We start from the raw sequence: 24861 nt of genomic DNA, 5'->3' as shown, positions 1-24861 counted from the left end.
ACACTAAATCAACTGATTTTGAATAATTCTAAACGGATTATCCACGAATAATTCTTTTGCTTTTTTTTCTCCATATTTTTTTGAGATAATCTCATATGCTTCTTTCATATACGGAGGTCTCTTTGAGAGATTATGCATATCACTAGCTATAAAATGTACCAAATCCCTTTCTAGGAAATACTTTGCTCGTTTTTTTAAAAATCCATTTTTATCATTGAAAAATTTTGGCTTTAATATATTCGAACTATTCACTTGGGTATAACATCCCATAGAAATGATCTCTTTCAAATATTTTTCATTATTTTCAAGTGCTTGATAACGTTCTATATGTGCGATAATTGGTATTAATCCTAACATTAATAGATTTTTCAAAGCATTTCTAATCTCCCAAAAGGATGTACTCCTACTAAACTCAATTAGTACATAAGATGTTTCATTGATACATGGAACTTCTCCATTTTTTAATTTATCAAGCATTTCATTTGAATAATAGAGTTCTGCTCCATATAGAATTGTTAAGTCTGGTGAAATATCTTTTGCAAGTTCTTTTACTTGTCGAAAGTTTATTTGAATTTTTTCTTCAGGAGTTTCAAACATCCCTATTCTACGATGTGATGTAGCAACAATAGTTCGTACACCTTGATGATACGCCTCTATTAAAAGCTGTTCACTTTCTTCTAATGTTTTTGGTCCATCGTCCACACCAAAAATAATATGCGAATGAAGATCAATCATATTATCTTCCCTCCATGATAGCCTTCATGGCATCTTTAATCGATTGTAACTTATTTTCATCAATTTCCATCATATACAACTGACTATTCGGCATCGCATATGAAGGTAAATCCATTCGACCAACGCCCGTTAAATCAATGGATTCCACACTATATAAGCCACCTGTTTCTAATTGACTATTCACAAGATTCATCATCGTTACAAAAGGCATATTCGTTTGAATAGAATCTTGTATTCCTTGCATAATTCCGCTAAAATTCGATAACGCTTCAGTAGATGTTAATTTACGTATAATAGCAGTAATTACTTTTTGCTGATTTCGTCCTCTATCACGGTCTCCATCCGTTAGTGCATAACGTTCACGAACAAATCCTAATGCTTGATCAGCATTTAAATGAATTCTCCCAGCAGCATAATATTGACCATTATGTTCTGCCGTAAAAGCTTTATCATTATCGACATCAATTCCACCCAAATAATCAATTAATTTTAGAAACGAAGTAAAATTCAATCGTACATAATAATTAAGATCAATATTATAAAGATTTTCTAATGTTTTAATAGAAGCATCTACCCCATAAATTCCAGCATGAGTCAATTTATCCTTTTGATTATTACCTCCAATCGCTATTGGAACATAAGAATCCCTTGGAGTAGTAGTAATTAGTACTTTTTTCGTTTTAGTATTAACTGTTAAAATAATATTCACATCTGATCGAGAAACTTCATTAATTGAACCATAGGTATCAATCCCACTAACATAAATATTAAAGCTATCTCCTTTATTCATTTTAGGACCTTTAACTTTTTTCGTTAATTTTTTAACATATAATTTTTTAATCTTTGATAAGTAATCAGGATGCTCTGTTTCAATAATTTTTTCAAAAGCTTCATTGAGTACAATTGCTTCTGTTTTCCCAGCAATCAAACTATTATATGCATCTAAGTAGGAGCTGATTTTTTCAAGTTCTATGATTTTATTTTGCTTTATTTTAATCTCATCTACAAATTTTAAAATATTCTCTTCGTCAATATCAATTGGAGCAGTGACCTTCTTTAGTTGATTAATTTCATTAATAGGACTATCTGCTAATACTGCAACACTCATCGAGTAACTTGAAGTCGTTGCTGATTCATTTATCTGGTTTGCAAATTCAACAAATTGATAAATTGAAAAAATTGCAATAAGATTTAACACATTAAAAATTATTAGTAAAATACGTGTATTTTTCTTTGATTTTTTTGAAAAATAGAAATTTCTAATACTAAAACTTGCAACAAATACTAATAATAGTGTTACTAAAATATTTAAATAACGGAATGCCAATATTTTATAACTAAATATGAATACTAATAAGATAATCGATAAAATTATATAAGTAACTAACAATCCTATCTGAAATCTTTGTTTTGTTTTACTAAGATATTTCTTTTTAGAATGTTTTTTCACATGACACCTCCATTATTATTAAATTCTATTATAAAACAACAGAATGGAATATTCCAATATTTGATAACTATTTTTTTCTATTTGTACTAAAAAAGCCCTCCGAATGATTCGGAGAGCTCCCTTAGTGTCTTGATTGATTAATCTGTCTTTGAAATAAAACAATACAAATACTTAGTTTTAGAAAAAATATTACTCTTCTTCTTTTTTCTTACCAGGCATTACAATTCCTAGTCCTGCAAGAATTGAAGCTGCTGCAGCTCCAAAGATTGTTATTTCTTCTCCAGTACCAGTATTTGGTAATTCATTCTTACGTTGTTCTACTGTTGCTGGCGATTGAGATACTTGACGATATACGTGACGTACATTGCCATTTGCATCTGTTTCTGTACGAACAAATTCGTATCCTGCAATCTTATCTTGAGGATGTTGACCTTGTTTTGTTGTTTGAACAGCCTTACCATTTTCATCTACATATGAAGTTTGTTTTTCATTCACTTCAGAAGTAGTTGAATTTACTTTGCGATAAATATGAGTAGTATTTCCATCTTTATCTTCTTCAGAATGATCATACACATATCCATTAATTACAGAGTGTTCTTTCTTACCATTTTCTTGTGTTTTGATAATATTTCCGTCTACATCTTTCCAAATAGTTGTTTGACCATTTTCAGTATTAGGTATTAAAACTGTTGAAGAAGATTTCTTAGTATATACATGGATTGTATTTCCTTTTTCATCTTTCTTCGTTTCTTTGAACACATATCCTGAAATTTCTTCTTTAGATTTTGTTCCTTTTTCTGATGATTTGATCTCTTTACCATTTTCATCGACATAACTTGTTACGACTTGACGATATACATGGATTGTATTCCCTTTTTCATCTTTCTTCGTTTCTTTGAACACGTATTCTGAGATTTCTTCTTTAGATTTTGTTCCTTTTTCTGATGATTTAATCTCTTTACCATTTTCATCAACGAATTTCGTTTCAACTTTACGGTATACATAGTCGACAATTGTAGCACCTTCGACAACTTCACCTTTTTCAACTGAAGTATCTGAAGTTTTTACAAGTTCATATACATCTCCATTTTCAGCAATAATAACTGTAGATTTATTGTCAGTTGTGTCATATTTTTCACCAACTAATGTTGCATCAGTATCTACTACTACATTTGGAACATCTTTTCCTTCTGGAGTTTTTCCTGAGATTAAGTTACCATCTTCATCTTGATAATTCACTAATACTATTCCAACGTGTGCTTCTGGTAATTCTTCTGTATTATTCAACATTTCATAAACATAAGTTACAACAGAAGTTCTACCTTTAACACCTGATTGTTCAGCATCAGAGTTTTTCGTAACTTTCTTCAGTGTATAAACCTTACCATCTTTTGTAGTAATTGTTTGTGGTTTATTGTCAGTTGTATCGTATTTAGTATTTAACGGGGCATTTGATGTATCCAATACTGTATTTCCTACTTCTTTACCTGTATCAGTAATACCTGAAATTGGACGTCCAAATTGATCAGTATAAAGGACTACTACACTTCCGTAATTACGTTTTGGTTCTGATTCTTTGACTTCTTCATATACATAAGTAATTGTTTGTTCTTTATCACTTACTTTACCTTTTTCAGAAGCTGAACCAGCTTTTGTTTCTTTCAATAGATATACTTTACCATCTTTTTCAATACGTTCAGACTTAATAGTTTCTGTTGAAGCATCATAAGTAGTTCCAACTAATGTATCTTTTGGTTGTACTGTTTGTGAATCTTTCAATACTTCTCCTGTAGTTGATACGTAACTTACTTTAACACTTTCACCTTTTGCAGGTTCATAAATATGTTTCGTATTTCCTTTATTATCAAGTTCAACACGAATAAATTTATATCCATAAATATCTTTTTTAGGTTTTATTCCGTCTTCTTCATGGATAACTGGACTATTACTCTTATCAGCTGTGATAGGAGTTCCAGATTCATCTACAAATGTTGTAACTGGTCGAACTGTTGGTGTGTAAGTCTTCGTTACTACTGTTCCATTTGCATCTTTCACTTGTACAGATACGCCTGTAGCTTTTCCTGCGAAGTCTGGTTCTGGTGTAAATGTAATCACATTATTCGCTAATGTATACGTACCTTCACCTGGAACTTTTACTTCTGTTGTAGGGTTTCCATCTTTTCCAACTAATGTTGTCGTTGTTGGATCTAATGCTACTGATTCATGACCTTTGTTGAAGTTTACTGTTGTTGTATCTTCGTCTTTCTTATCAAACACGATTGTTGATGTTTGTGGTTGTGCTTTTGGTCCTTCAGTTTCAGCATTTTCACCTTCTGGTGTTACTGGTATAACTGTAGGTACATATTTCTTAGTAACAACTTTACCATTCTCATCTTCAACTTGAACAGTTACTCCTTCAGCTGTTCCTTTGAATGTCTTAACTGGTGTAAATGTAATCGCACCATCTTTCAATTCATATGTTCCAACTTCTGGTACAGTAATTGTTGTAACTTTTTCACCATTTTCATTCACTAATGTTAATGTATCTTGTTTTAATTCAACTCTTTCATGACCTGTTTCAAAGTTTACTGTTGTATTATCAGCTTCATCTTTTTGATTGAATACGATTGGTGATGTTTGAGCAATTCCTTGTGGTCCTGAAGTTGCTGAATCTTTACCTGTTGGTGTTACTTCAATAACTGTTGGAGTGTAAGTTGTCTCAACTTTTGTTCCATTTACATCTTTAATTTGAACTTTAACTGGTGTAGCTTCTCCTGCGAAGTCTTTATTTGGAGTAAATGTAATAGTTTTATTGGCTTTATCCAATTCATACTTACCTTGAGGAGTTGTTACGCTAGTTACCTCTTCTCCAGCTTCATTTAATAATGTTAATGTATCTAGATTTAATTCTGTTCTTTCCCCTTTAGGTCCTTGTTCAATTCCCTTATTGAAGTTAACAGTTTTACCTTTATCGTCTGCAGTTTCTTCTGTATCTAGTACGATTAATGAAGTTTGTGGTTTACCTTGTACATCACTTGTTGTTGATGCTTCTGCAGTTGGTTTTACTGGAACGATTTCTGGTTTGTATGTTGCTTTTGAAGTAATTGTAGCTGGTTCATTCTTCTCGTTTGTCACAGTTACTGTTGCTTCTACTTCAATCGCTGGTACTTCACCTGTGTAGCTTGGTACTGGTGTGAAGGTTACTTTTCCAGTTTCATCAATAACGAATGTTCCTTTTCCTTCTACTGTTACTGAGTCTTTTGGTGTGTTATCTGTTGGATCAACTAGTTTACGACTTGTAATTGATGCATTTGTTACACCTTCTGGAATTGTAAATGTTGGTGTTCCTTCTTGTGGTACACCTTGGATATTTTTAGATGTTTTATTTTCTGGAGTTACTGTTAATGGTGTTACTTTTGGTGTGTACTTCGCATCTTTTGTTTCTCCGTTTTCATCTGTTGCTTGAACTTTAATTCCATCAGCTGTTCCTGTATATCCTGCTTTTGGAACGAATGTTACTTGACCAGTTGTTTTATCAATTCTATAGGTTCCTTGTTCTGGTACATCAATTTCTTCATCATCTACTGGTGTATTCGTTGTTGGATTGATTAATTTATATCCTGTAATACGTACATCTGGACTTGAAATTGTGAATTCTGGTTTTCCAGTTTGTGTCTTACCTTGAGGCGCTTCTGTCTCCTTAGGAGTACCTTCCATTGTTACATCTATAACTGTTGGAGTGTATGTTGTTTCAACTTTTGTTCCATTCATGTCTTTGATTTGAACTTTAACTGGTGTTGCTGTTCCTACAAAGTCTTTATTTGGAGTGAATGAAATTGTTTTGTTCGCTTTGTCTAACGCATACGTACCTTGAGGAGTTGTTACGCTATCTACTTCTGCCCCTGCTTCATTTAACAATGTTAATGTTTCTGGGTTTAACTCAACACGTTCTCCTTTTGGTCCTGTTTGAGTTCCTTTATCAAAGTTAACTGTCTTACCTTTATCGTCTCCAGTTTCTTCTGTATCTAACTTGATTGGTGATGTTTGTACTTTTCCTTGTACATCACTTGTTTTAGATTTTTCAGCTGTTGGTGTCACCGGAGTGATTGTTGGTGTGTACGTTGTTTGTACTTTTACGTTATTAGATCCTGTTGCTTGTACAACTGCTGGTTCTACTTCACCTGTATAAGTTTTATCTGTTGGTGTAAGTGTTACTTCTCCAGTTGCTGGATCAATTGTGTACGTACCAATTTCTTCAGTTGTTCCTTTTTTGTATGCAGGAGTTGTTGTTACTTCAGCTCCATCTTTTACAAGTATATAACTATTTTCTTTAATCGTTACTTCTTTTTGTTCACCATTTACTTCTACTGTGCTTCCAGTGAATGTTGGTGTTCCTTTTTGTTCTAAACCTTGTAAGTTTGTTGAAGTTGCTGGTGTTTTACCTAACTCTACTGGAACGATTTCTGGTTTGTATGTTGCTTTTGAAGTAATTGTAGCTGGTTCATTCTTCTCGTTTGTCACAGTTACTGTTGCTTCTACTTCAATGGCTGGAACTTCACCTGTGTAGCTTGGTACTGGTGTGAAAGTTACTTTTCCAGTTTCATCAATAACGAATGTTCCTTTTCCTTCTACTGTTACAGAATCTTTTGGTGTGTTATCTGATGGATCAACTAGTTTACGACTTGTAATTGATGCATTTGTTACACCTTCTGGAATTGTAAATATTGGAGTTCCTTCTTGTGGTACACCTTGGATATTTTTAGACTCTTGACTTACAGCAATGATAACAAACGGATTTACCGTTGGTGTGTACTTCGCTTCATGTGTCTTTCCAACATCTGTCACTGCTTGTACATTAATTCCATCCGCTGGTCCTGTGAATCCTGCTTTTGGAATAAACTTAACTGTCCCAGTTGTTTTATCAATTCTATATGTTCCTTGATTTGGAACATCAATTTCTTCATCATCTACTGGTGTATTCGTTGTCGGATTGATTAATTTATATCCTGTAATACGAACATCTGTACTAGATACTGTAAATTCTGGTGTTCCTGTTTGTGTTTGTCCTTGTGGTGCTTCTGTCTCCTTAGGAGTACCTTCCATTGTTACATCTGTAACTGTTGGAGTGTAAGTAGTATCTACTTTCGTACCATTCGCATCTTTAATTCGAACGCTAACAGGTTTAGCTTCACCTGTGAAAGTTGCATTCGGAGTAAATGTAATGGTCTTGTTAGCTTTGTCTAACTCATACTTACCATCAGCTGTTGTAACACTTGTTACTTCATTTTCTCCATCTAATAATGTTAGTGTATCTGGATTTAGTTCAACATGTTCTCCATTTGGTCCTATTTGAGTACCCTTATTAAAGTTCACTGTCTTACCTTTGTCATCTCCAGTTTCTTCTGTATCTAACTTGATAGGAGAAGTTTGTGGTTTACCTACTACTCCACTTGTTCTTGAAGCTTCAGCTGTTGGTGTCACCGGAATAATTGTTGGTGTATAAGTAGCTGTTAACGTTTTAGTCGTTACATTACCATCCTTGTCATGAGTTAATTCTACATCAGCAGAAATCGTTGCTGGTGCCGGAATTCCTTTGAAATCTTTATTTGGTGTAAATGTAACTTCTCCTGTTTCAGGTACAATTGTATACGTACCAATTTTATTAGTTGTCCCTTGTTCAAATGCATCTACTGTTGTTAATTCTGTAACTATATTTGTTCTTGGATCCACTAATTTAGCTGGATGTTTAGCAGAAGCTGTCACTGCTTCTTTGGCAGATTCTACATTAAACGTTGGTTTACCTTTTTGTGGTAGACCCTGTAAATTTTGACTATCAGCATTAACTGGAGTTGCGTTTACTGAAGTTGGAACTGTAACTTTAGGAATATATAGTCCATCCATCGATTGTCTTACATCATTAACAACTGGTGTTGCAGCTGTATCTTTAGAAATCCAGTCTGTTGTAGCTCCATTAGTATCTTGTCTACGAAGTGTAATACCATGAGCTTCACCTACAAATCCATCAGCTGGAGTAAATTCTACATTTACATCTATTTTATTGTCAGCGACAATAAATTTATAAGTTCCTTGACCAGCTACAGTGTATGTTCCATCAGCTGATAATGTAATCTCTTGACCTGTCTTATTATCAATATATACCGGTGGTGTATTCGTATCGATTGATGTATCAGTATTGAAGTCATATGAAGTTTTACCACGTGCTGTAAAATGAATCGATTCTCTTTGCGTTTCTTTTACAAGACCTTCAGTTGTTTTCTTTTCCCCAACAGGTGGGTGTGTGATTTGAGTTTTAAAGTCTTCAACTTCCCCTGTTCCAGCAATACCAGTTGGTTGCTCAATTGCTTTTGAACTAGTAGAAATACGTACCCTTGTTCCTAATTCCACTAATGATGGATCATCTACTGCATTATTATTATTAAATTGTAATGTTACAGGACCATCTTTAGTAATTGTTGCTAAATCAGAACGTTCATTTTCTTCGAATGTACCATTGTGGTTAAAGTCAATCCAACCGTAAATATGAGCTTCAGGAGCTCCTCCAGTATGAGCTTGAACTTGCAATGTATAAGAACCTTGACGTTCTCTGTTCATCTTAATGACTTGATTTGTTTGACCTTTTAAATTATCCGGTAAAATTTGATCGATACCTTCATCAGCTTCTTCTTTTGTATCATCCCCAAGCCAATTTTTTTCATTTCCCATATCCATATCTGGGCGCACGCTTCCTAAATATGGTTGCTTCACTTCGCTTCCATCAAAACTACTAATCGTAGTTATAGTATGAGTTGCCTCTCCATATGTTGCTGGTGCATCTCCTGAATCAACTGGTACAAACCCAATCATAGCAGCCTGATGTCCATCAGATACGATATACATACCAACTTCTGTTGCATCTTTTGTCATTATAACAGGTGTTGAGTTCGGTCCAGCATTGGTGACTGGTCCAAATACTCCTGAACCTAAACCACCTGTTTCTTGGTCTGGACTTGATAAATATTTGTATGCAATTCTTTTATTGTCTGGTCCGTACCCTTTCTTTTCATCCACTCCATGTTGCATCAAATCAAGATGGTTAGTTAAACTAGCATTTCCATATCGCTCGGCATAAGTACGATAATCTCTATTTCCCACATCTACTGGAGAATAATGTCTTGCATCCCCACGGTTTTGTCTTATTTCAGAAATTAATTGCCAACCCGTTCCGTTTGTTGTAAAGATTACTGACTCCCCTGGATTAGCTGATTCACCATCTGTCATTACAACTGCTGGTCGTACTGGTTTTCCTCTATAAATCCCCGATATTTCAAACTGTGCCCCTATGCTATAAGCAACTTTTTCTGCTTTAATCGTCGTTTTTCTAGTACCAGTATCAACACCTGCTTTTTTAATCTCTGTCCATCGATCCATTGCTTTTGCGATAATGTTTACTTCTTCATTAAAGTCCCCAGCACCTACACCTCGATTTTTCATGTACCAATTTCGGGCAGTTGGATCATAAGTTGCTTTTTCTTCTTCTGTTGCACCAGCTGCTTCCATACGATTTTTATAAATTTCTGTTGCTTGGAATGGTTTTAATGATTTTACAGTAATTTTAATAAAGTAATCTTTCATGATTTCTTTTGTATAAACTGAACCTTCTTTTAATGCCATACTACCATCTGGTAATGTTTTAACATTTTGCCAATCTGCTAAATTACTAAAATCTAACCAACTTACTTGATTTAACATTCCTGCTGAAGTTTCCGCATTTGTATAATCTGATCTAACAACATTAGGATTATAAGGTTTAGCTGTTGCATCTACAACATCCGCACCAATTCCAGTACTTGTAGAAGTTGTAGAAGTTGTAGCTCCATTAGTTTCTGTACCTGTTCTGAAGCCTACTCCTTCTTCCATTTTCTTACCATTACGGCTATCTTGATTTTTATTTTCTTTTACTGTTTCTTCAGCTTTGATTGACTTTAAAATAGAAGTTAATGAGCTAATTTGTTTTGCTTTAGCATCTACTTCTTGTTGATTAGCTGTAATTGAAGCTTGTAATTTTTTTGCTTCCTCGATTAATTTTTCAGCTTGTTCAATTTGTGATTTTTGTTTTTCATTTAAACGGATACGATCTACTTGTTCTTGTAAAGCTATCATTTTATCTAATAACTGACTTGTTTCAACTGTAGTTTTCTTTTCATTAGTTGGTTGTTCTTCTAATGAAGTTGCTTTTTCCATTGTAACATTAGTATTTTTTTCTTCTACTAATTCATTGTCAACAGATAGAGTTGCTTGATTCATTTTCTCTTCATTTGCTACAACTTCCTTTGGAGCTTCACTTACCTTTTCTTTTTGACCCTTTAGTGACGTACTAACAACTTCATTTGTTATCGGTTCATTAATTTCACTAGCTTCAACATGGAAGCCTAAAAAGAAGCCAGCTCCGACTAGTACACTAGCAGCTCCGACTTTTAATTTTTTGATAGAATATTTTTCAAATTTTCTACCAGATTTTTTTTGATTCATAAATTGATTATTTTTACCTAACATTGTTCACCTCAAAATAAAATTAGTAAACCTAATTCTACCCCCCCCCCGCATTTTTTGTCAAATATTACGACTTTAATATATAAAAAATTAATTTTCGTGAATTATCCTTCAATTTTAAGTTCAAAAGCAACCATGCAGGATAATCCTCTATGATAGAATAACAAATCTATATAGTAGTCGTTCATAATATCCGCTATCCATCTACCTTACCAGTTCACGATAAGTTAAATTCGGGAGTTGGTATTATCGTATTTTTTTGTCAATTTTTCGAACTTTTATATTGCGTACCTTCTCGTACTGTTGTATGAAATTCTTGAGGTGACCAAAATGAGAGTGAAAAAATCAGTGTCTAAAAACTCTATTAATTACGCTATTATCAAGGATATTTTAGTCGAAGGAAAACGTTCAACAACTATTGTTGAAAATCTTGGTAATCACGAAAAATTATTAAAAGAACATCCTGATATGGATCCAATGACTTGGGCTAAACAACGTGCTCTTGAACTGACAGAACTTGAAAAAAATGAACATCAAGATATTTTATTAGCCCTTAATCCTAAAAAACGTCTTAAATTGTATCAACAAAGAGAATTCTTCGGTGGATACTTATTTCTACAAAAAACTTACTATGAATTAGGTCTTCATAAAATTGCTAAAGAAATTCAATCAAAATATAAAATTACTTTCCCTTTGAATGATATTTTGTCTCGTTTAGTTTATGGGCGTATTCTCTCTCCTTCTTCTAAGAAATCAACTGTTGACTTTTCTAAATATTTACTAGTAGAAAAAGAGTTTGATCTTCAACATTTTTATCGTTCTCTTGAAGTGATTGCCAAAGAATCTGATTTTATCCAATCGAATTTATACCAAAATTCTCTTAAAGCTCTCGACCGTCAAAAAGGTATTCTTTATTATGACTGTACAAATTTTTATTTTGAAATCGAAGAGGAAGATTCGGATGGGATTCGTAAATATGGTTGTTCAAAAGAAAATCGTCCCAATCCGATTGTTGAAATGGGCTTATTTATGGACGCTTCTGGTATTCCTCTTGCCTTTTGTATTCATCCTGGTAATACAAATGAACAAACAACGATAAAACCTTTAGAGAAAAAGATTATTAATGATTTTCAGCATTCTAAATTCATTGTTTGTACAGATGCTGGATTATCTTCTAAAGCTAATAAACGATATAACACCATTGCTCAAAGAGGATATGTAACGACTCAATCAATTAAAAAATTATCAAAAGAGTACAAGGAATGGGCTTTATCGGACACTCAATGGTCTATGGTTGGTAGTAATGATCATACTCAATATTCTATTTCTGAAATTAAAAAATCTGATGATATGACTTTAAAACAACAAACGTTCTATAAAGTTTGCGAATTTCCAGAAAAAGATATTCCACATCAACGATTGATTGTCACTTTCTCATTAAAATATCGTGATTATCAAAGAAGTATTAGAGAGCGCCATATTCAAAGAGCACTACACAAATTAGAATCGCCTTCAGAATTCGATAAAAAACGTTCCACTGATTTTAAACGATTAGTGAAGGAACAAAATGTTACGGATGATGGTGAATTGGCAGAAAGAAAACAATACTCACTTGATGAAGAAAAAATTGCAGCTGAAATGTTATATGATGGTATTTATGCAGTTTCTACTAACTTAGATGATGATATTGAAAATATTATTCGTGTTGGTCAAAGAAGATGGGAAATTGAAGAAAGTTTCCGGATTATGAAAAGTGAATTTAAGTCTAGACCGGTTTATCTTAGCCGCAAAGATCGCATTGAAGCTCACTTTATGACATGTTTCTTGGCATTAACGCTTTACCGAGTATTAGAGCATAAATTAGAACATCAATTTACTTGTCCTCAAATTCTTAAAACACTCAGAGAGTTTAATTTCAATCATCATTATGGAATAGGCTATGTTCCTACGTTTTCTAGAAATAAAATTACCGATAAACTTCGTGACGTTTTTCAAATTGAGACTGATTTTGAAATCATTAGCGAAAAAAATATGAAAAATATTTTTAAATTTACTAAGCAATAGAAAAAGTACGCATTTTTCAAAACAAAAATAAGGCTCCTAAAACATTGTCAAATCAACGTTTAGGAGCCTTTTGACTTCTGTAAAGTGTCAAACTCCGGAATATACACTTAAGCATTATCCTATTCAAGTTTAGGGAATTGATTCCTTAAACTTTTGTTTTTATAAACTTTTAGGAATTAATTCTCTAAATTTACGTTTAACATTATTATGTATTCAGCCCAAAATAATATAGTTATTTTTTAACACAAAAATACCGACTCAAGTAACTGAGAGTATCTCTCATTCTTGAAGTCGGTATCCATTATTTTTTCAAATTAAATTAATGATAAATAAGTTGCTACTACATTTTCAACTGTAAATCCATATTCTTTCATTACAGTATTTCCATTACCAGATGCACCGAATTTATCAATCGTTACTAATTCTCCATCGAATCCTACATAACGATGCCATCCTAAGCTTGCTCCCATTTCAATGGCAACACGCTTGCGAACTGAACTTGGTAATACTGCTTCTTGATATTCTTTTGATTGTTCTTCGAAACGGTTCATCGCTGGCATTGAAACTACTGAAACGTCATGTCCTGTTTCTCGTAATACTTTTTGAGCTTCTACTGCTAAATTCACTTCAGAACCAGTTGCGATAAGAATTCCTTGTGGAACTTCACCTTCTTGCGGGCTCACAACATATGCACCTTTATCTACTCCATCAAAAGCCAATTCCAATGAATGTTCTAATACTGGAAGATTTTGTCTTGATAAAACTAATAATGATGGTCTAGTAGTATCTTCTAAAGCTGTTTTCCATGCTGCGGCTACTTCATTTCCATCTGCTGGTCTGAAGACATTTGTATTTGGAGTTGCACGGAATCCTGCTAATTGCTCAATCGGTTCATGAGTTGGACCATCTTCTCCAACAGCAATAGAATCATGTGTGTAAACATAAATGGTTGGTAATTTAGATAATGCAGCTACCCTCATTGCTGGTTTAACATAGTCTGCAAATACAAAGAATGTACCAATATATCCTCTTGTACCACCATGTAATAAAATACCATTTAATGCAGCACCCATTGAAAATTCACGTACACCAAACCAAATATTACGTCCAGCATAATTACTAGATTCAAAATCAGTATCTGCTTTATTCATTGTATTATTTGAAGAAGATAAATCTGCAGAACCACCCCAGAATGATGGAATATGTTTTCCTAATTCTTGAATCACTTCTTGACTTGTAACACGAGAAGCTTTTGCAGGACCATTAAATTCATATTTTGGTAAGATTTCTTTCCAATCTGCTGCAATTTCTCCAGAAAAAGCATCTTCAAATTGTTTTGCTAATTCTGGGTATTCTTTACGATATGCTTCAAATAATTCTTGCCATTCTTGATAATCGTGTTCACCTGTTTGCACTAATAATTTATCAAAACGATGAGCAACTTCTTCTGGAACTTCAAATGGAGCATATTCCCAGCCATAATTTTGCTTCATGATTTTAATGCCTTCTTCTCCTAATGGAGCACCATGAACTTTATTTGTTCCTTGGTTTGGAGCACCATATCCAATAATCGTTTTCACTTCAATTAAAGTTGGTTTTTCAGTTTCACCCTGTGCTTCTTCTATCGCTTCTGCGATTTCATCTAAGTCATTTCCATCTTCAACACGAATATAATTCCATCCTTGAGCGATGAATCGATCCTTCACGCTTTCATTAAATGATTTTGTTAATTCGCCATCTAAAGTAATGTCATTTGAATCATATAAGACAATTAATTTGTTTAATTTTAAAGTACCAGCTAGAGAACTTGCTTCATAAGAAATACCTTCCATTAAGTCCCCATCTCCACACATTACATAAGTATGGTGATCCACAATTGGGAATCCTTCACGGTTATAAGTAGCTGCTAAATGCGCTTCAGCCATTGCCATTCCAACACCATTTGCAAAGCCTTGCCCTAAAGGTCCAGTTGTTGCTTCCACCCCATCAGTATGTCTAAATTCAGGGTGCCCTGGAGTTTTACTATTAAATTGACGGAAGTTCTTAACATCTTCAATCGTTACTTGATAACCCGAAAGATGTAATAATGAATATAAAAGTGCTGAACCATGTCCACCTGATAATACAAAGCGATCACGATCGACCCATTTTGATTGTTTTGGATTTACTTTTAAATATTTTGACCATAATACATAAGCCATTGGTGCAGCACCAATTGGTAAACCTGGATGTCCAGAATTTGCGGCTTGAATGGCATCCACACTCATTGTACGAATCGTATCTACTGCTAACTGATCTACTTTATCAAACATAAAAACACTCCTATTCAAATAATGATTTATAAATTTATTACCTAAAATATTAAAGACTTATTCTTCGTTACGATGATGTAATCCTTTTTCTCTTTGAATTTGTTTTAATTTTTCTGGAGTTACATCGTTTCCTTGCTCATCCATAATCTTTAATCCTTCGATATGATTTCTCATACCACCACGAAATGCTTCTAAATATTCTTGCCGTAATGCCTGTTGTTCCTCTTGTTCTAATGAAGTTAAACCAACAGTTTTCTTCTTACGTGCTAATTCGTTAATTCTCTCAATTTTCTTAGGATCTAACATTTCAGCCTTCCTTTCTCAAATTCTACAATACCCTTTTATCATACCATTATTTAACCAAAAAGAAAATAATAGAAGATGCGAACATTTGTTTGATTTGAGCAAAATTATATGCTATTATAAGTGCAAACGAGAAAGAAGGTGATTCAATGTCAACTGGAAAAGATTCAAAACAATTAGATGTTTTACGATTTATTTATGAGGAAGTAAAAGAACACGGTTATCCACCAACTGTTCGAGAAATTTGTAATGCTGTTGGACTTTCTTCCACTTCAACGGTACATGGACACCTTGCACGTTTAGAAAAAAATGGTTTTATTCAACGAGACCCAAGTAAGCCTCGTGCGATCGAGTTAACTCAATCGGGTCTTAGAGCTATTGGAGCAAATGCCACTGCTATTCCAATGTTAGGAACTGTTACAGCAGGTTCTCCGATTTTAGCTATTGAAGAAGCGAACGGATTCTTTCCAATTCCACCTGATTTGCAACAAGATGCGGAAGATTTATTCATGCTAACTATTAAGGGAGATAGTATGATTAATGCAGGAATCTTCGATGGTGACTCTGTCATCGTACGAAAACAATCCACTGCTTCAAATGGTGAAATTGTCATTGCGATGACCGAGGAAGACACTGCTACTTGTAAGAGATTTTACAGAGAATCGGACCATATTCGTCTAGAACCTGAGAACGATCTACTCGATCCGATTATCTTACCGAATGTAACTATCTTAGGAAAAGTAGTCAGCCTCTATCGTAATCGTATTTTTTAATAGTAATATCATAAACTCTTTGTTATTAAAACGAAGAGTTTTTTATTTGCTTTAAAAAAAGACTTTCTATAGCAGTATGAGACAGCAACGCTGGCTGCTAGCGTCCTAATACTACTATACAAGGAAAGTCTAATTACATAAAAATGTCTCTCATATTTATCCATCAAAACAGAAAATACCTTTCATAGTAGTTAACACAAGAGACAACTTTAGGTGGCTACTGGCGTCCTTTACTACTATATAGAAAGGTCTGTTCCAAAACGCTCTCTCGTAATTATCCGTCCAAATAGAAAAGACTCTTATAGTAGTAAGCGTAAAAGTTGCCTAATCGGCAACTTTTACTAGGAACTTTCGAGACCTTAGGCTCGAAAGTTAGGCATGAGACTCGCTTTTGCGAGTCTGCTGCCGTCCTTTACTACTATAAAAGAGTCTATTTCGAATTCTTAAAATGTTTTTTGGACCTTCAACATATTTGTTGAACCTGTTTCTCCAACTTTAAGACCAGCTGTAAGAATTAATAATTCTCCTTTTTCAGCAAAACCTTTTTCTAATACAATATCATTTGCAAGTTTAAACATTTCATCAGTTGATGCAGGTCGATCAATTACAAATGGTTGAACACCCCAAACTAATGCTAAAGCACGTTGTTGACGTTCAGTATATGTGATAGCCATAATATTTGCACTTGGACGATATTTAGAAATCATTTTTGGAGTATGACCAGATTGAGTTGCAGCTACAATTGTTTTAACATCTAAGTTTTTAGCTGTATGCGCTACAGAACGAGCAATTGCTTCTGCTACATCTGATGCATCATAAGTTTTTAATTTAAATTTATCTTGTCCACGTAATTCACGTTCAGTACGTACACAAATACTTGCCATTGTTTTAACAGCTTCTACTGGGTAATCCCCTGCTGCTGATTCACCAGATAACATTACAGCATCTGTACCATCGAAGATAGCGTTCGCTACGTCCCCTGCTTCCGCACGAGTTGGACGTGGGTTACGTTGCATTGAATCTAACATTTGTGTAGCTGTGATTACTGGTTTACCACAAGCATTACATTTCTTAATTAAAGCTTTTTGAACGATTGGAACTTCCTCTGCAGGAATTTCAACACCCATGTCTCCACGAGCAACCATTAAACCATCAGATAATGCTAAGATTTCATCGATATTGTCGATACCTTCTTGGTTTTCAATTTTTGGAATAATTTGAATATGAGTTGCATTATGTTCTTCTAATAAATCTCTGATTTCTTGAACATCAGATGCACGACGAACGAAACTTGCTGCGATATAGTCAATATCATTTTCAATACCGAAGATGATATCTGCTCTATCTTTTTCAGTAATTCCTGGTAATTTAGTGCTTACGCCTGGAACGTTAACACCTTTTTTGTTTTTAACAACACCGCTGTTATTTACAACTGTTACGATTTCTCCATTTGCATGGTCAATTTCAGTAACTGTTAATCCTACTAAACCATCATCGATTAAGATAGTAGATCCAACTTGAACATCATCAATTAATTCTGGATAAGTAATAGAAATTTTTTCTTTTGTTCCTAAAACTTGTGTCATTGAAATACGTAATACATCACCAGTGAAGAATTCTAAAGCTCCACCTTCCATGTCATGTGTACGAATTTCTGGTCCTTTTGTATCTAATAAGATAGCAATCATTCTACCAGTTTCTTGACGTACTTTTTTAATGTTGTTAATACGTGCTAAATGTTCTTCATGGTCCCCATGAGAGAAGTTTAAACGTGAAACGTTCATTCCTGCTTCTGCTAATGCTGTTAATTTTTCAATTGATTCACTTGCTGGTCCAATTGTACATACAATTTTCGTTTTTTTCATAACAACTACTCCTTAATTAAAATGAAATTTCTTTATTTAATTGATATAATTCTAAGTTTGGTACATGTTTTCCATTTGCTAATGTTTCAACGATATCGTTATAAACCACTTGTTCGCCACGAACACCAACGCAAACTCCACCAACACCTTCTTTTAATAGGTCGATTGCTTTTGCACCTAAACGACTTGCTAATACACGGTCACGAGCACTTGGAGATCCACCACGTTGAACGTGTCCTAATACTGTTACACGAGTATGGAAATCATCATCGTATTCTTTTAATTTCTTAGCAAAATCTTCACCACTCATTACTCCTTCAGCTAAAAGAATAATCGTGTGTTTTTTTCCATTTAAACGACCACGTTTTAATTCAGTTGCAACTTCAGCAATGTCAAAGTCTTGCTCAGGAATTAAGATTTGTTCTGCTCCACTTCCGATACCAGTCCATAAAGCAATATCCCCTGCATTACGTCCCATTACTTCAACAATAAATGTACGAACGTGACTTGTTGCAGTGTCTCTTAAACGGTCTACTGAGTCTAATACTGTATTAATAGCAGTATCAAATCCAATTGTATAGTCTGTACCTGGAATATCATTATCGATTGTTCCTGGAACTCCAATTGTTGGGAATCCTAATTTTGTTAAAGCTACAGCACCTTGGTAACTTCCATCTCCACCGATAACAACTAAACCTTCGATACCGAATTTTTTCAATTGTTCGATTCCTTTTTCTTGACCTTCACGGTGTGCAAATTCAGGATAACGAGCAGAATATAAGAAAGTACCTCCACGGCCAATCATATCTCCTACATCAGAAGCTTCCATTTTACGGATATCTCCTGCAACTAATCCTGCAAATCCATAGTTAATTCCATAGACTTCAAATCCTTCATAAATTCCTTTACGAACGATGGCACGAACTGCGGCATTCATACCTGGTGCGTCTCCACCACTTGTTAAAACTGCAATACGTTTCAAGCTTTTCACCTCTTAAATTTTATTTGGAACTCTTATCCAATTCTTTACCTATTCTAACACTTTTCTCTTAAAATGTCTTTTCTTTTCATTAATGAAAAGGGTTTTATTTTATAATTTTTACATTTTCTTCACCAACAATGTCAGAAAGGGCTTTTAAAGTCTGAGCATCGACCATTAATCCTGAGTTAAAATTCATTTTAAACACTTGATCTTTACTTTCAATATATACTAAAACGGTTGTATCCCCTGGATTATTAATAATGATACTTCGTATTTTTTCAAATACTTCTTTATTCTGTTGTTCTTTTGTAATTTTAACATAACATTTAATAGAAGCTGCCTGTGCTAATCCTTCTACTTCAAATAAACTTAATACTTGTTGAACTTGTACTTGCCATTTTGATTGTAAATTTTTTCTCGTTTTTCCTTTTATTAACACTAACTGATTTTCTTCTAGTAATGAAAACACTAATGGATAAACTTCTGAAAATACTACAAATTCCATTTCACCTGTTTCGTCTTGAATGGTTCCAAACGCCATTGGTTCGCCTTTTTTTGTACGAGTCTTCCGAATATTTTTTAGGATTCCTAATACGGATACAAATTTTGATTCATAAATACTAGAAATACGATTCGCTTTTTGTTCTTTATATAATATTTCATAGGGATCCGTTGGAAATGCCGATACTGGAAATCCTAACACTGCAATTTCTCGTTCAATTCTCTCAATAATGTTTCCGTCTTCTTCTTCGAAATATTTTGGATACATTTCTTCATTTAACTCTAGAGCAAGATTACTTCCATGAAATTTTACACTTTCAATAACAGCATCAATCGTAGCTCGTAAAGTAGCACGATTTTTCCCTAATTCATCAAAAGCTCCTGCATCAATTAAGGCTTCCAACACTTCTTTTTTACAAAATCGTTTTCCAATTCTAAAGGCAAAATCCATAAAATCAATAAATGGTCCATTTTGTTTTCTCTGTTTAAGAATTTCTTGAATAAAGTCTCTTCTTAATCCTTTAATGGCATTTAATCCAATAAAAATTCCGTCAACTGTTGCATGATAATCTTCTAAACTTGTATTAATCGATGGATTTTTAATAACAATTCCTCTTTGTTTTGCTTCAATAAAGTACGTTTGTAATTTTGGAGAACGATCACCAACATATCTTAAAATTGCTGTATAAAAAGCTCGTGGATAATGAGTTTTGAAATAGGCTAATTGGTATGCCAATAAGGAATAAGCAAATGCATGTGAACGGTTGAAACCATAATTCGCAAATCGTTCAATATATTGATACACTTCTGTCGCACTTGCTACATCAATTCCTTTTTCAATGGCTCCTTCTATAAAATGAGCTTTTTCCGTTTCAATGACTTTACCGTCCTTCTTTCCGATAGCACGACGTAAGATATCTGCTTGTCCCAATGTAAATCCAGCCATTTGAGACGTTACTTGCATGACTTGTTCTTGGTAAACCATGACTCCATAAGTAGATTGAAGAATCGACTCTAAAATTGGATGCGGATATTTCACCACTTCTTGCCCATGCTTGCGTTTAATAAAAGTATCAATTTGCTCCATTGGACCTGGTCGATATAATGCATTCACTGCAGCAATATCTTCTAAATTCGTTGGTTTCAATTTCTTCAATACCCTACGAATGCCATCTGATTCAAATTGAAATATCCCATTCGTATCAGCTTCTTGGAATAATTCAATAGTTTTCTTATCATCTAACGGAATTTCATTTAAACTCATTTCACGTTGATATATCTTTTTAGTTAATTCAATCGAATCATGTAAAATTGATAAATTTGTTAACCCTAAGAAATCCATTTTTAATAATCCAATTTGTTCAACATATTTCATCGTATATTGTGTGATTGGCAATTGTTGTTCTTTATCCATTAAAGGAATGACTTCCGTTAGTGGCTTATCATATAGCACTACACCAGCAGCATGAGTAGATAAATGTCGAGGTAATCCTTCAATTCGACATGCAGTTTCAAAAATCAATTGATTTTTCGGACTTTTAGACACTAAAGCTTGTAAACTTTTCGACTGCTCATAGGCACTCTTTAGATTAATTCCCAATTGATTCGGAACTGCTTTAGACCATTCACCCGCTTGTACAGTTGTAACACCTAACACTCTACATACATCTCTTAACGCTTGCTTACTTCCAAAAGTTCCAAAAGTCGCAATTTGTGCCACATGATTTTCACCATATTTTCTACGTACATACTCTAAGATATCTTCTCTTCGATTATCTGGAAAATCTAAGTCAATATCAGGCATCGTATATCGTTCTGGATTTAAGAAACGTTCAAATAATAAATCGTACTCAATTGGGTCTACCTTCGTAATATTCAATAAATAGGATACTAATGAACCCGCCGCTGAACCACGACCTGGGCCTGTTTGAATTCCTGCTTCATGAGCATATTTCATAATATCCCATACAATTAAAAAATAATCGTCAAATCCCATTTGGTGAATGATGGATAACTCATACTTCAGACGAGTCTGATAATCATTATTCATTAAGTTTTTTTCTTCTAAAGATTGCTGACAAATTTCTACTAAATATTCTTGACTCGTTTTCCCTTCAGGAGTTTGGAATTTTGGAAGTAATAGTTCATGCTTTGGAAGTTCCCATTTTAATGAATCGACAAACGTTTGTAATTGGTGAACTAACCTTCCTTCTAGTACAGTCGACCAATGTTGCGTTAAAGTCTTCTCATCTTGTAAATAATATTGTCCGCTCACCTCAGCTTGAGTGGTACTTACTGTTTCTCCATCTCCAATAGCTTTTAACACACGATAACTAAAATCATCCTCAGCTTTTAAATAAAAAGTTTTCACAAAAGGAAGTAGTTTCATGGAAAAATCTTGCCCCCATTCTTCCAATTGTTCTAATGAAATGGGTAAAGGTTGGTTTGATTCAATTCCTAAATAAATATTTGCAAAATAACGCTCTTCAGCTTTAAATAACCAACGTTGAAAAGCCACTTCACCGTTCGAACATTCCAATGCCCATTCACTATTTTCTTGTGGGAATACTAATTGTAAATGTTTGGAACCTTCTTTCATTTTTTGTTCCATGTCTTTTGATACTACTTTGGATTTTTGATATTGAGTCGATAATTCGATTAATGTTTGATATCCTCTTTCATCTTTTGCATAAACAATCATGGATGATAAGAATTCTGCATTTCTCCATTGCTTATATTGGAAAACACAACCAATCATCGGTTCAATCTGCTGTTGACGACATAAATTATAAAATTCAATTGCGCCATGCAAAACACCTTCATCTGTTAAGGCTAATTTTTTATACCCTAATGTTTTAGCAGTCATTACATATTTATATAAATCAATGGTGCTTTTTAATAAGCTATAGCCACTTGTAACTTGTAAAATTGTAAATGTCATAACGATTCCTTTCTGCCAGTTCTTCTCACTTATTATAACGGTTGAATAGAATTTTGTACAAATATTGTGGTATTGTTTTTTTACAATTTGATTCAAGTAAGCTTTAAGAAATTTTACTTGTATGAATTTCATTCATTGTCTATAATGGATTTGAAAGAAGGTGTCGAAATGAAATACCTCGTAACTTTTGTTTGGGGATTTATTTTAAGTCAAGTAACTTATTATTTAGGTTCTGCATTAGCACAATCCCCATATAACTTTACAAATGCTGTAATCGTTGGAGTGTTAATTTCATGCGGAATTGTATTCATCCAACATGTCTTCATGAAACCAACAAAAACAGCACCACAATCACATCAATAAAAAAAGCATCTCAACGAGATGCTTTTTTTATTATAAGAGATTACGCAAACTACCTAATGAATTCCAAAACCAAAAAGACTACCCATAGTAGCTCAAGTACAAGAAGCCACTTGGCTTCTTGTACAGGAAATTTCGAGACCTTAGGCTCGAAATTTAGCAATGAGACTCGCTTCGCGAGGCTGCTTGCGTCCTAAGCTACAATAGGATAGTCTTATTTGAAATATCTATTAATATTATTGTTCGATCTCACGTTCTTGCGCCCATTCGAAGTGGAATACTCCTGGTTTGTCCACACGATTATAAGTATGAGCACCAAAGTAATCACGTTGCGCTTGAATTAAGTTAGCTGGTAACACTTCTGAACGATAAGAATCAAAATAAGCCAATGCACTTGAGAATGTTGGAACAGGAATTCCCGCTTTAACAGCCGTTACAACAACTTCACGAACCGCTTCTTGATAAGATTCAGTTACATATAAGAAGTATTTATCTAATAATAAGTTTTTCAATTCTGGATCACGTTCAAATGCATCCGTAATTTTTTGTAAGAATTGAGCACGAATAATACATCCAGCACGGAAAATTTTAGCAATTTCACCATAATTTAAGTTCCAATCAAACTCTTCACTTGCAACACGCATTTGAGCGAATCCTTGTGCATAACTCATAATTTTAGAGAAATACAAACCTTTACGAACAGATTCAACTAATGCTTGTTTTTCAGTATTTGATAATTCAGGAACTTTAATTGGAGATAATTCTTTACTTGCAACTTCACGTTCTTCTTTTAATGTAGAAATATAACGTGCAAATACAGATTCTGTAATTAATGGTAGAGGAACACCTAAGTCTAATGCACTTTGAGAAGTCCATTTACCAGTACCTTTATTTCCAGCTGTATCCATAATTACTTCAACCATTGGTTTACCAGTTTCAGGATCTTTTTTCGTTAAAATATCCGCAGTAATTTCAATTAGGTAACTATCTAATTCACCAGTATTCCAAGATTTGAATACTTCTGCAGTTTCTTCAACTGTTAATCCACCTACACGACGTAAAATATCATAACTTTCAGCGATTAATTGCATATCACCATATTCGATACCATTATGAACCATTTTTACATAATGACCTGCTCCATTTGGACCTACATAAGTCACACATGGTGCTCCATCATCAGCTTTAGCAGCAATTTCTTCTAAGATTGGCGCTACTAAATCATACGCATCTTTTTGTCCACCAGGCATAATCGCAGGACCTTTTAACGCTCCTTCTTCACCACCTGAAACACCTGTTCCAATAAAGTTAATACCTGAGTTCGCTAACATTTCATTACGACGAATAGTATCTTGGAAGAATGTATTTCCTCCATCAATTAAGATATCTCCTTTATCTAAATGTGGTAATAAACTTTGAATTGTTTTGTCAGTTGCTTCACCAGCTTTAACCATTAATAAAATTCTTCTTGGTTTTTCTAATGAATCCACGAACTCTTCCACTGTATAAGTTGGAACTAATTTTTTGTCTGGATTTAATGCAATCACTTCATCTGTTTTTGAAGATGAACGGTTAAAAATTGAAACTGAATAACCACGACTTTCAATATTTAAAGCTAAATTACGACCCATTACTGCCATACCAACGACACCAATTTGTTGTTTTGACATTTTAAAATTCCTCCAATATTTATAAATTTACCTTGTCATCATACCAAAATTTACAATTTTAGGAAAGCTATTTGCACTCAAAGAAAATTTTCATCATTATTCTACTTGTGTAATTAAACTAATTCATGTAAACTAACTATGATTTGAATTAAAGGAGAGATATTAGTGTCAAGAAAACCAAGAAAAAAACAAAAACGTAATCTTTCAACAATGGAAAAAATCACCCGTGTTGTTGTATGGTTTATGTTATTAGCAACATTAGGCGTAATTGTATTCCAATTTGCAATGACTGTTATGAATTATAAATAGTAAAAAAAACGATTATAACCTCTACGTTATAATCGTTTTTTTATTT

General features: G+C 33.7%; 12 protein-coding genes and 1 pseudogene. 4 read left to right on the top strand and 9 right to left on the bottom strand.

Annotated features, from left to right (window positions below):
- Positions 1–3: 3 nt before the first annotated feature.
- From RWM24_RS01225 to RWM24_RS01215, 3 genes are all read right to left on the bottom strand, one after another.
- Positions 4–735, bottom strand: coding sequence for a CpsB/CapC family capsule biosynthesis tyrosine phosphatase (locus RWM24_RS01225; RefSeq protein ID WP_314110793.1), 732 nt, complete (start codon positions 733–735; stop codon positions 4–6).
- Position 736: 1 nt separating this feature from the next.
- Positions 737–2185: an LCP family protein gene (locus RWM24_RS01220; RefSeq protein WP_314110791.1), complete on the bottom strand. Its 1449-nt coding sequence runs from the start codon at positions 2183–2185 to the stop codon at positions 737–739.
- Between the two features lie 189 nt (positions 2186–2374).
- Positions 2375–10738: a CshA/CshB family fibrillar adhesin-related protein gene (locus RWM24_RS01215; RefSeq protein ID WP_314110790.1), complete on the bottom strand. Its 8364-nt coding sequence runs from the start codon at positions 10736–10738 to the stop codon at positions 2375–2377.
- A gap of 327 nt (positions 10739–11065) precedes the next feature.
- Between RWM24_RS01215 and RWM24_RS01210 the strand changes: the two genes are divergently transcribed.
- Positions 11066–12799, top strand: coding sequence for an IS1634 family transposase (locus RWM24_RS01210; RefSeq protein WP_314110788.1), 1734 nt, complete (start codon positions 11066–11068; stop codon positions 12797–12799).
- A 314-nt stretch (positions 12800–13113) separates the two neighbouring features.
- Here the strand turns inward: RWM24_RS01210 and tkt are convergent, their stop codons facing one another.
- Positions 13114–15111: a transketolase gene (gene tkt, locus RWM24_RS01205; RefSeq protein ID WP_314110786.1), complete on the bottom strand. Its 1998-nt coding sequence runs from the start codon at positions 15109–15111 to the stop codon at positions 13114–13116.
- 57 nt (positions 15112–15168) lie between these two features.
- Positions 15169–15417, bottom strand: coding sequence for a DUF896 family protein (locus RWM24_RS01200; RefSeq protein WP_314110784.1), 249 nt, complete (start codon positions 15415–15417; stop codon positions 15169–15171).
- Between the two features lie 146 nt (positions 15418–15563).
- Here RWM24_RS01200 and lexA point away from each other — a divergent pair, with 146 nt between their 5' ends.
- On the top strand, positions 15564–16187 hold the full coding sequence (lexA, locus tag RWM24_RS01195) for a transcriptional repressor LexA (RefSeq protein WP_314110782.1): 624 nt from the start codon (positions 15564–15566) through the stop codon (positions 16185–16187).
- Between the two features lie 455 nt (positions 16188–16642).
- On the opposite strand, the pseudogene pyk reads toward lexA, so the two are convergent.
- From pyk to dnaE, 3 genes and pseudogenes are all read right to left on the bottom strand, one after another.
- A pseudogene (pyk, locus tag RWM24_RS01190) lies at positions 16643–18052 on the bottom strand (pyruvate kinase); the annotation flags it as partial.
- Between the two features lie 16 nt (positions 18053–18068).
- Positions 18069–19034: a 6-phosphofructokinase gene (gene pfkA, locus RWM24_RS01185; protein WP_314110780.1), complete on the bottom strand. Its 966-nt coding sequence runs from the start codon at positions 19032–19034 to the stop codon at positions 18069–18071.
- Positions 19035–19137: 103 nt separating this feature from the next.
- Positions 19138–22476, bottom strand: a complete 3339-nt coding sequence (gene dnaE / locus RWM24_RS01180; protein WP_314110778.1) for a DNA polymerase III subunit alpha — start codon at positions 22474–22476, stop codon at positions 19138–19140.
- Positions 22477–22644: 168 nt separating this feature from the next.
- Between dnaE and RWM24_RS01175 the strand changes: the two genes are divergently transcribed.
- Positions 22645–22839, top strand: a complete 195-nt coding sequence (locus RWM24_RS01175) for a YjzD family protein (protein ID WP_314110776.1) — start codon at positions 22645–22647, stop codon at positions 22837–22839.
- A 233-nt stretch (positions 22840–23072) separates the two neighbouring features.
- On the opposite strand, the gene gndA is transcribed toward RWM24_RS01175, so the two are convergent.
- Positions 23073–24506, bottom strand: a complete 1434-nt coding sequence (gene gndA / locus RWM24_RS01170) for an NADP-dependent phosphogluconate dehydrogenase (RefSeq protein ID WP_314110775.1) — start codon at positions 24504–24506, stop codon at positions 23073–23075.
- A gap of 165 nt (positions 24507–24671) precedes the next feature.
- Here gndA and RWM24_RS01165 point away from each other — a divergent pair, with 165 nt between their 5' ends.
- Positions 24672–24815 (top strand): DUF4044 domain-containing protein, encoded by a 144-nt coding sequence (locus tag RWM24_RS01165; protein ID WP_020991322.1) that lies wholly within the window; start codon positions 24672–24674, stop codon positions 24813–24815.
- Positions 24816–24861: the final 46 nt, after the last annotated feature.

The sequence above is a fragment of the uncultured Granulicatella sp. genome (assembly GCF_963516875.1).
In the GTDB taxonomy this organism is placed as follows: domain Bacteria; phylum Bacillota; class Bacilli; order Lactobacillales; family Aerococcaceae; genus Granulicatella.
The sequence above is the reverse complement of the archived record's forward strand: the minus strand, read 5'-3'. Positions and strand labels throughout refer to the sequence as shown.

Bases quoted from the DNA above. Each gene is read 5' to 3' on its own strand.
- lexA (WP_314110782.1), top strand. From the start codon at position 15,564: ATGTCAACTGGAAAAGATTCAAAACAATTAGATGTTTTACGATTTATT.
- RWM24_RS01225 (WP_314110793.1), bottom strand. From the start codon at position 735: ATGATTGATCTTCATTCGCATATTATTTTTGGTGTGGACGATGGACCA.
- dnaE (WP_314110778.1), bottom strand. From the start codon at position 22,476: ATGACATTTACAATTTTACAAGTTACAAGTGGCTATAGCTTATTAAAA.
- RWM24_RS01215 (WP_314110790.1), bottom strand. From the start codon at position 10,738: ATGTTAGGTAAAAATAATCAATTTATGAATCAAAAAAAATCTGGTAGA.
- RWM24_RS01175 (WP_314110776.1), top strand. From the start codon at position 22,645: ATGAAATACCTCGTAACTTTTGTTTGGGGATTTATTTTAAGTCAAGTA.
- RWM24_RS01200 (WP_314110784.1), bottom strand. From the start codon at position 15,417: ATGTTAGATCCTAAGAAAATTGAGAGAATTAACGAATTAGCACGTAAG.
- tkt (WP_314110786.1), bottom strand. From the start codon at position 15,111: ATGTTTGATAAAGTAGATCAGTTAGCAGTAGATACGATTCGTACAATG.
- RWM24_RS01210 (WP_314110788.1), top strand. From the start codon at position 11,066: ATGAGAGTGAAAAAATCAGTGTCTAAAAACTCTATTAATTACGCTATT.
- gndA (WP_314110775.1), bottom strand. From the start codon at position 24,506: ATGTCAAAACAACAAATTGGTGTCGTTGGTATGGCAGTAATGGGTCGT.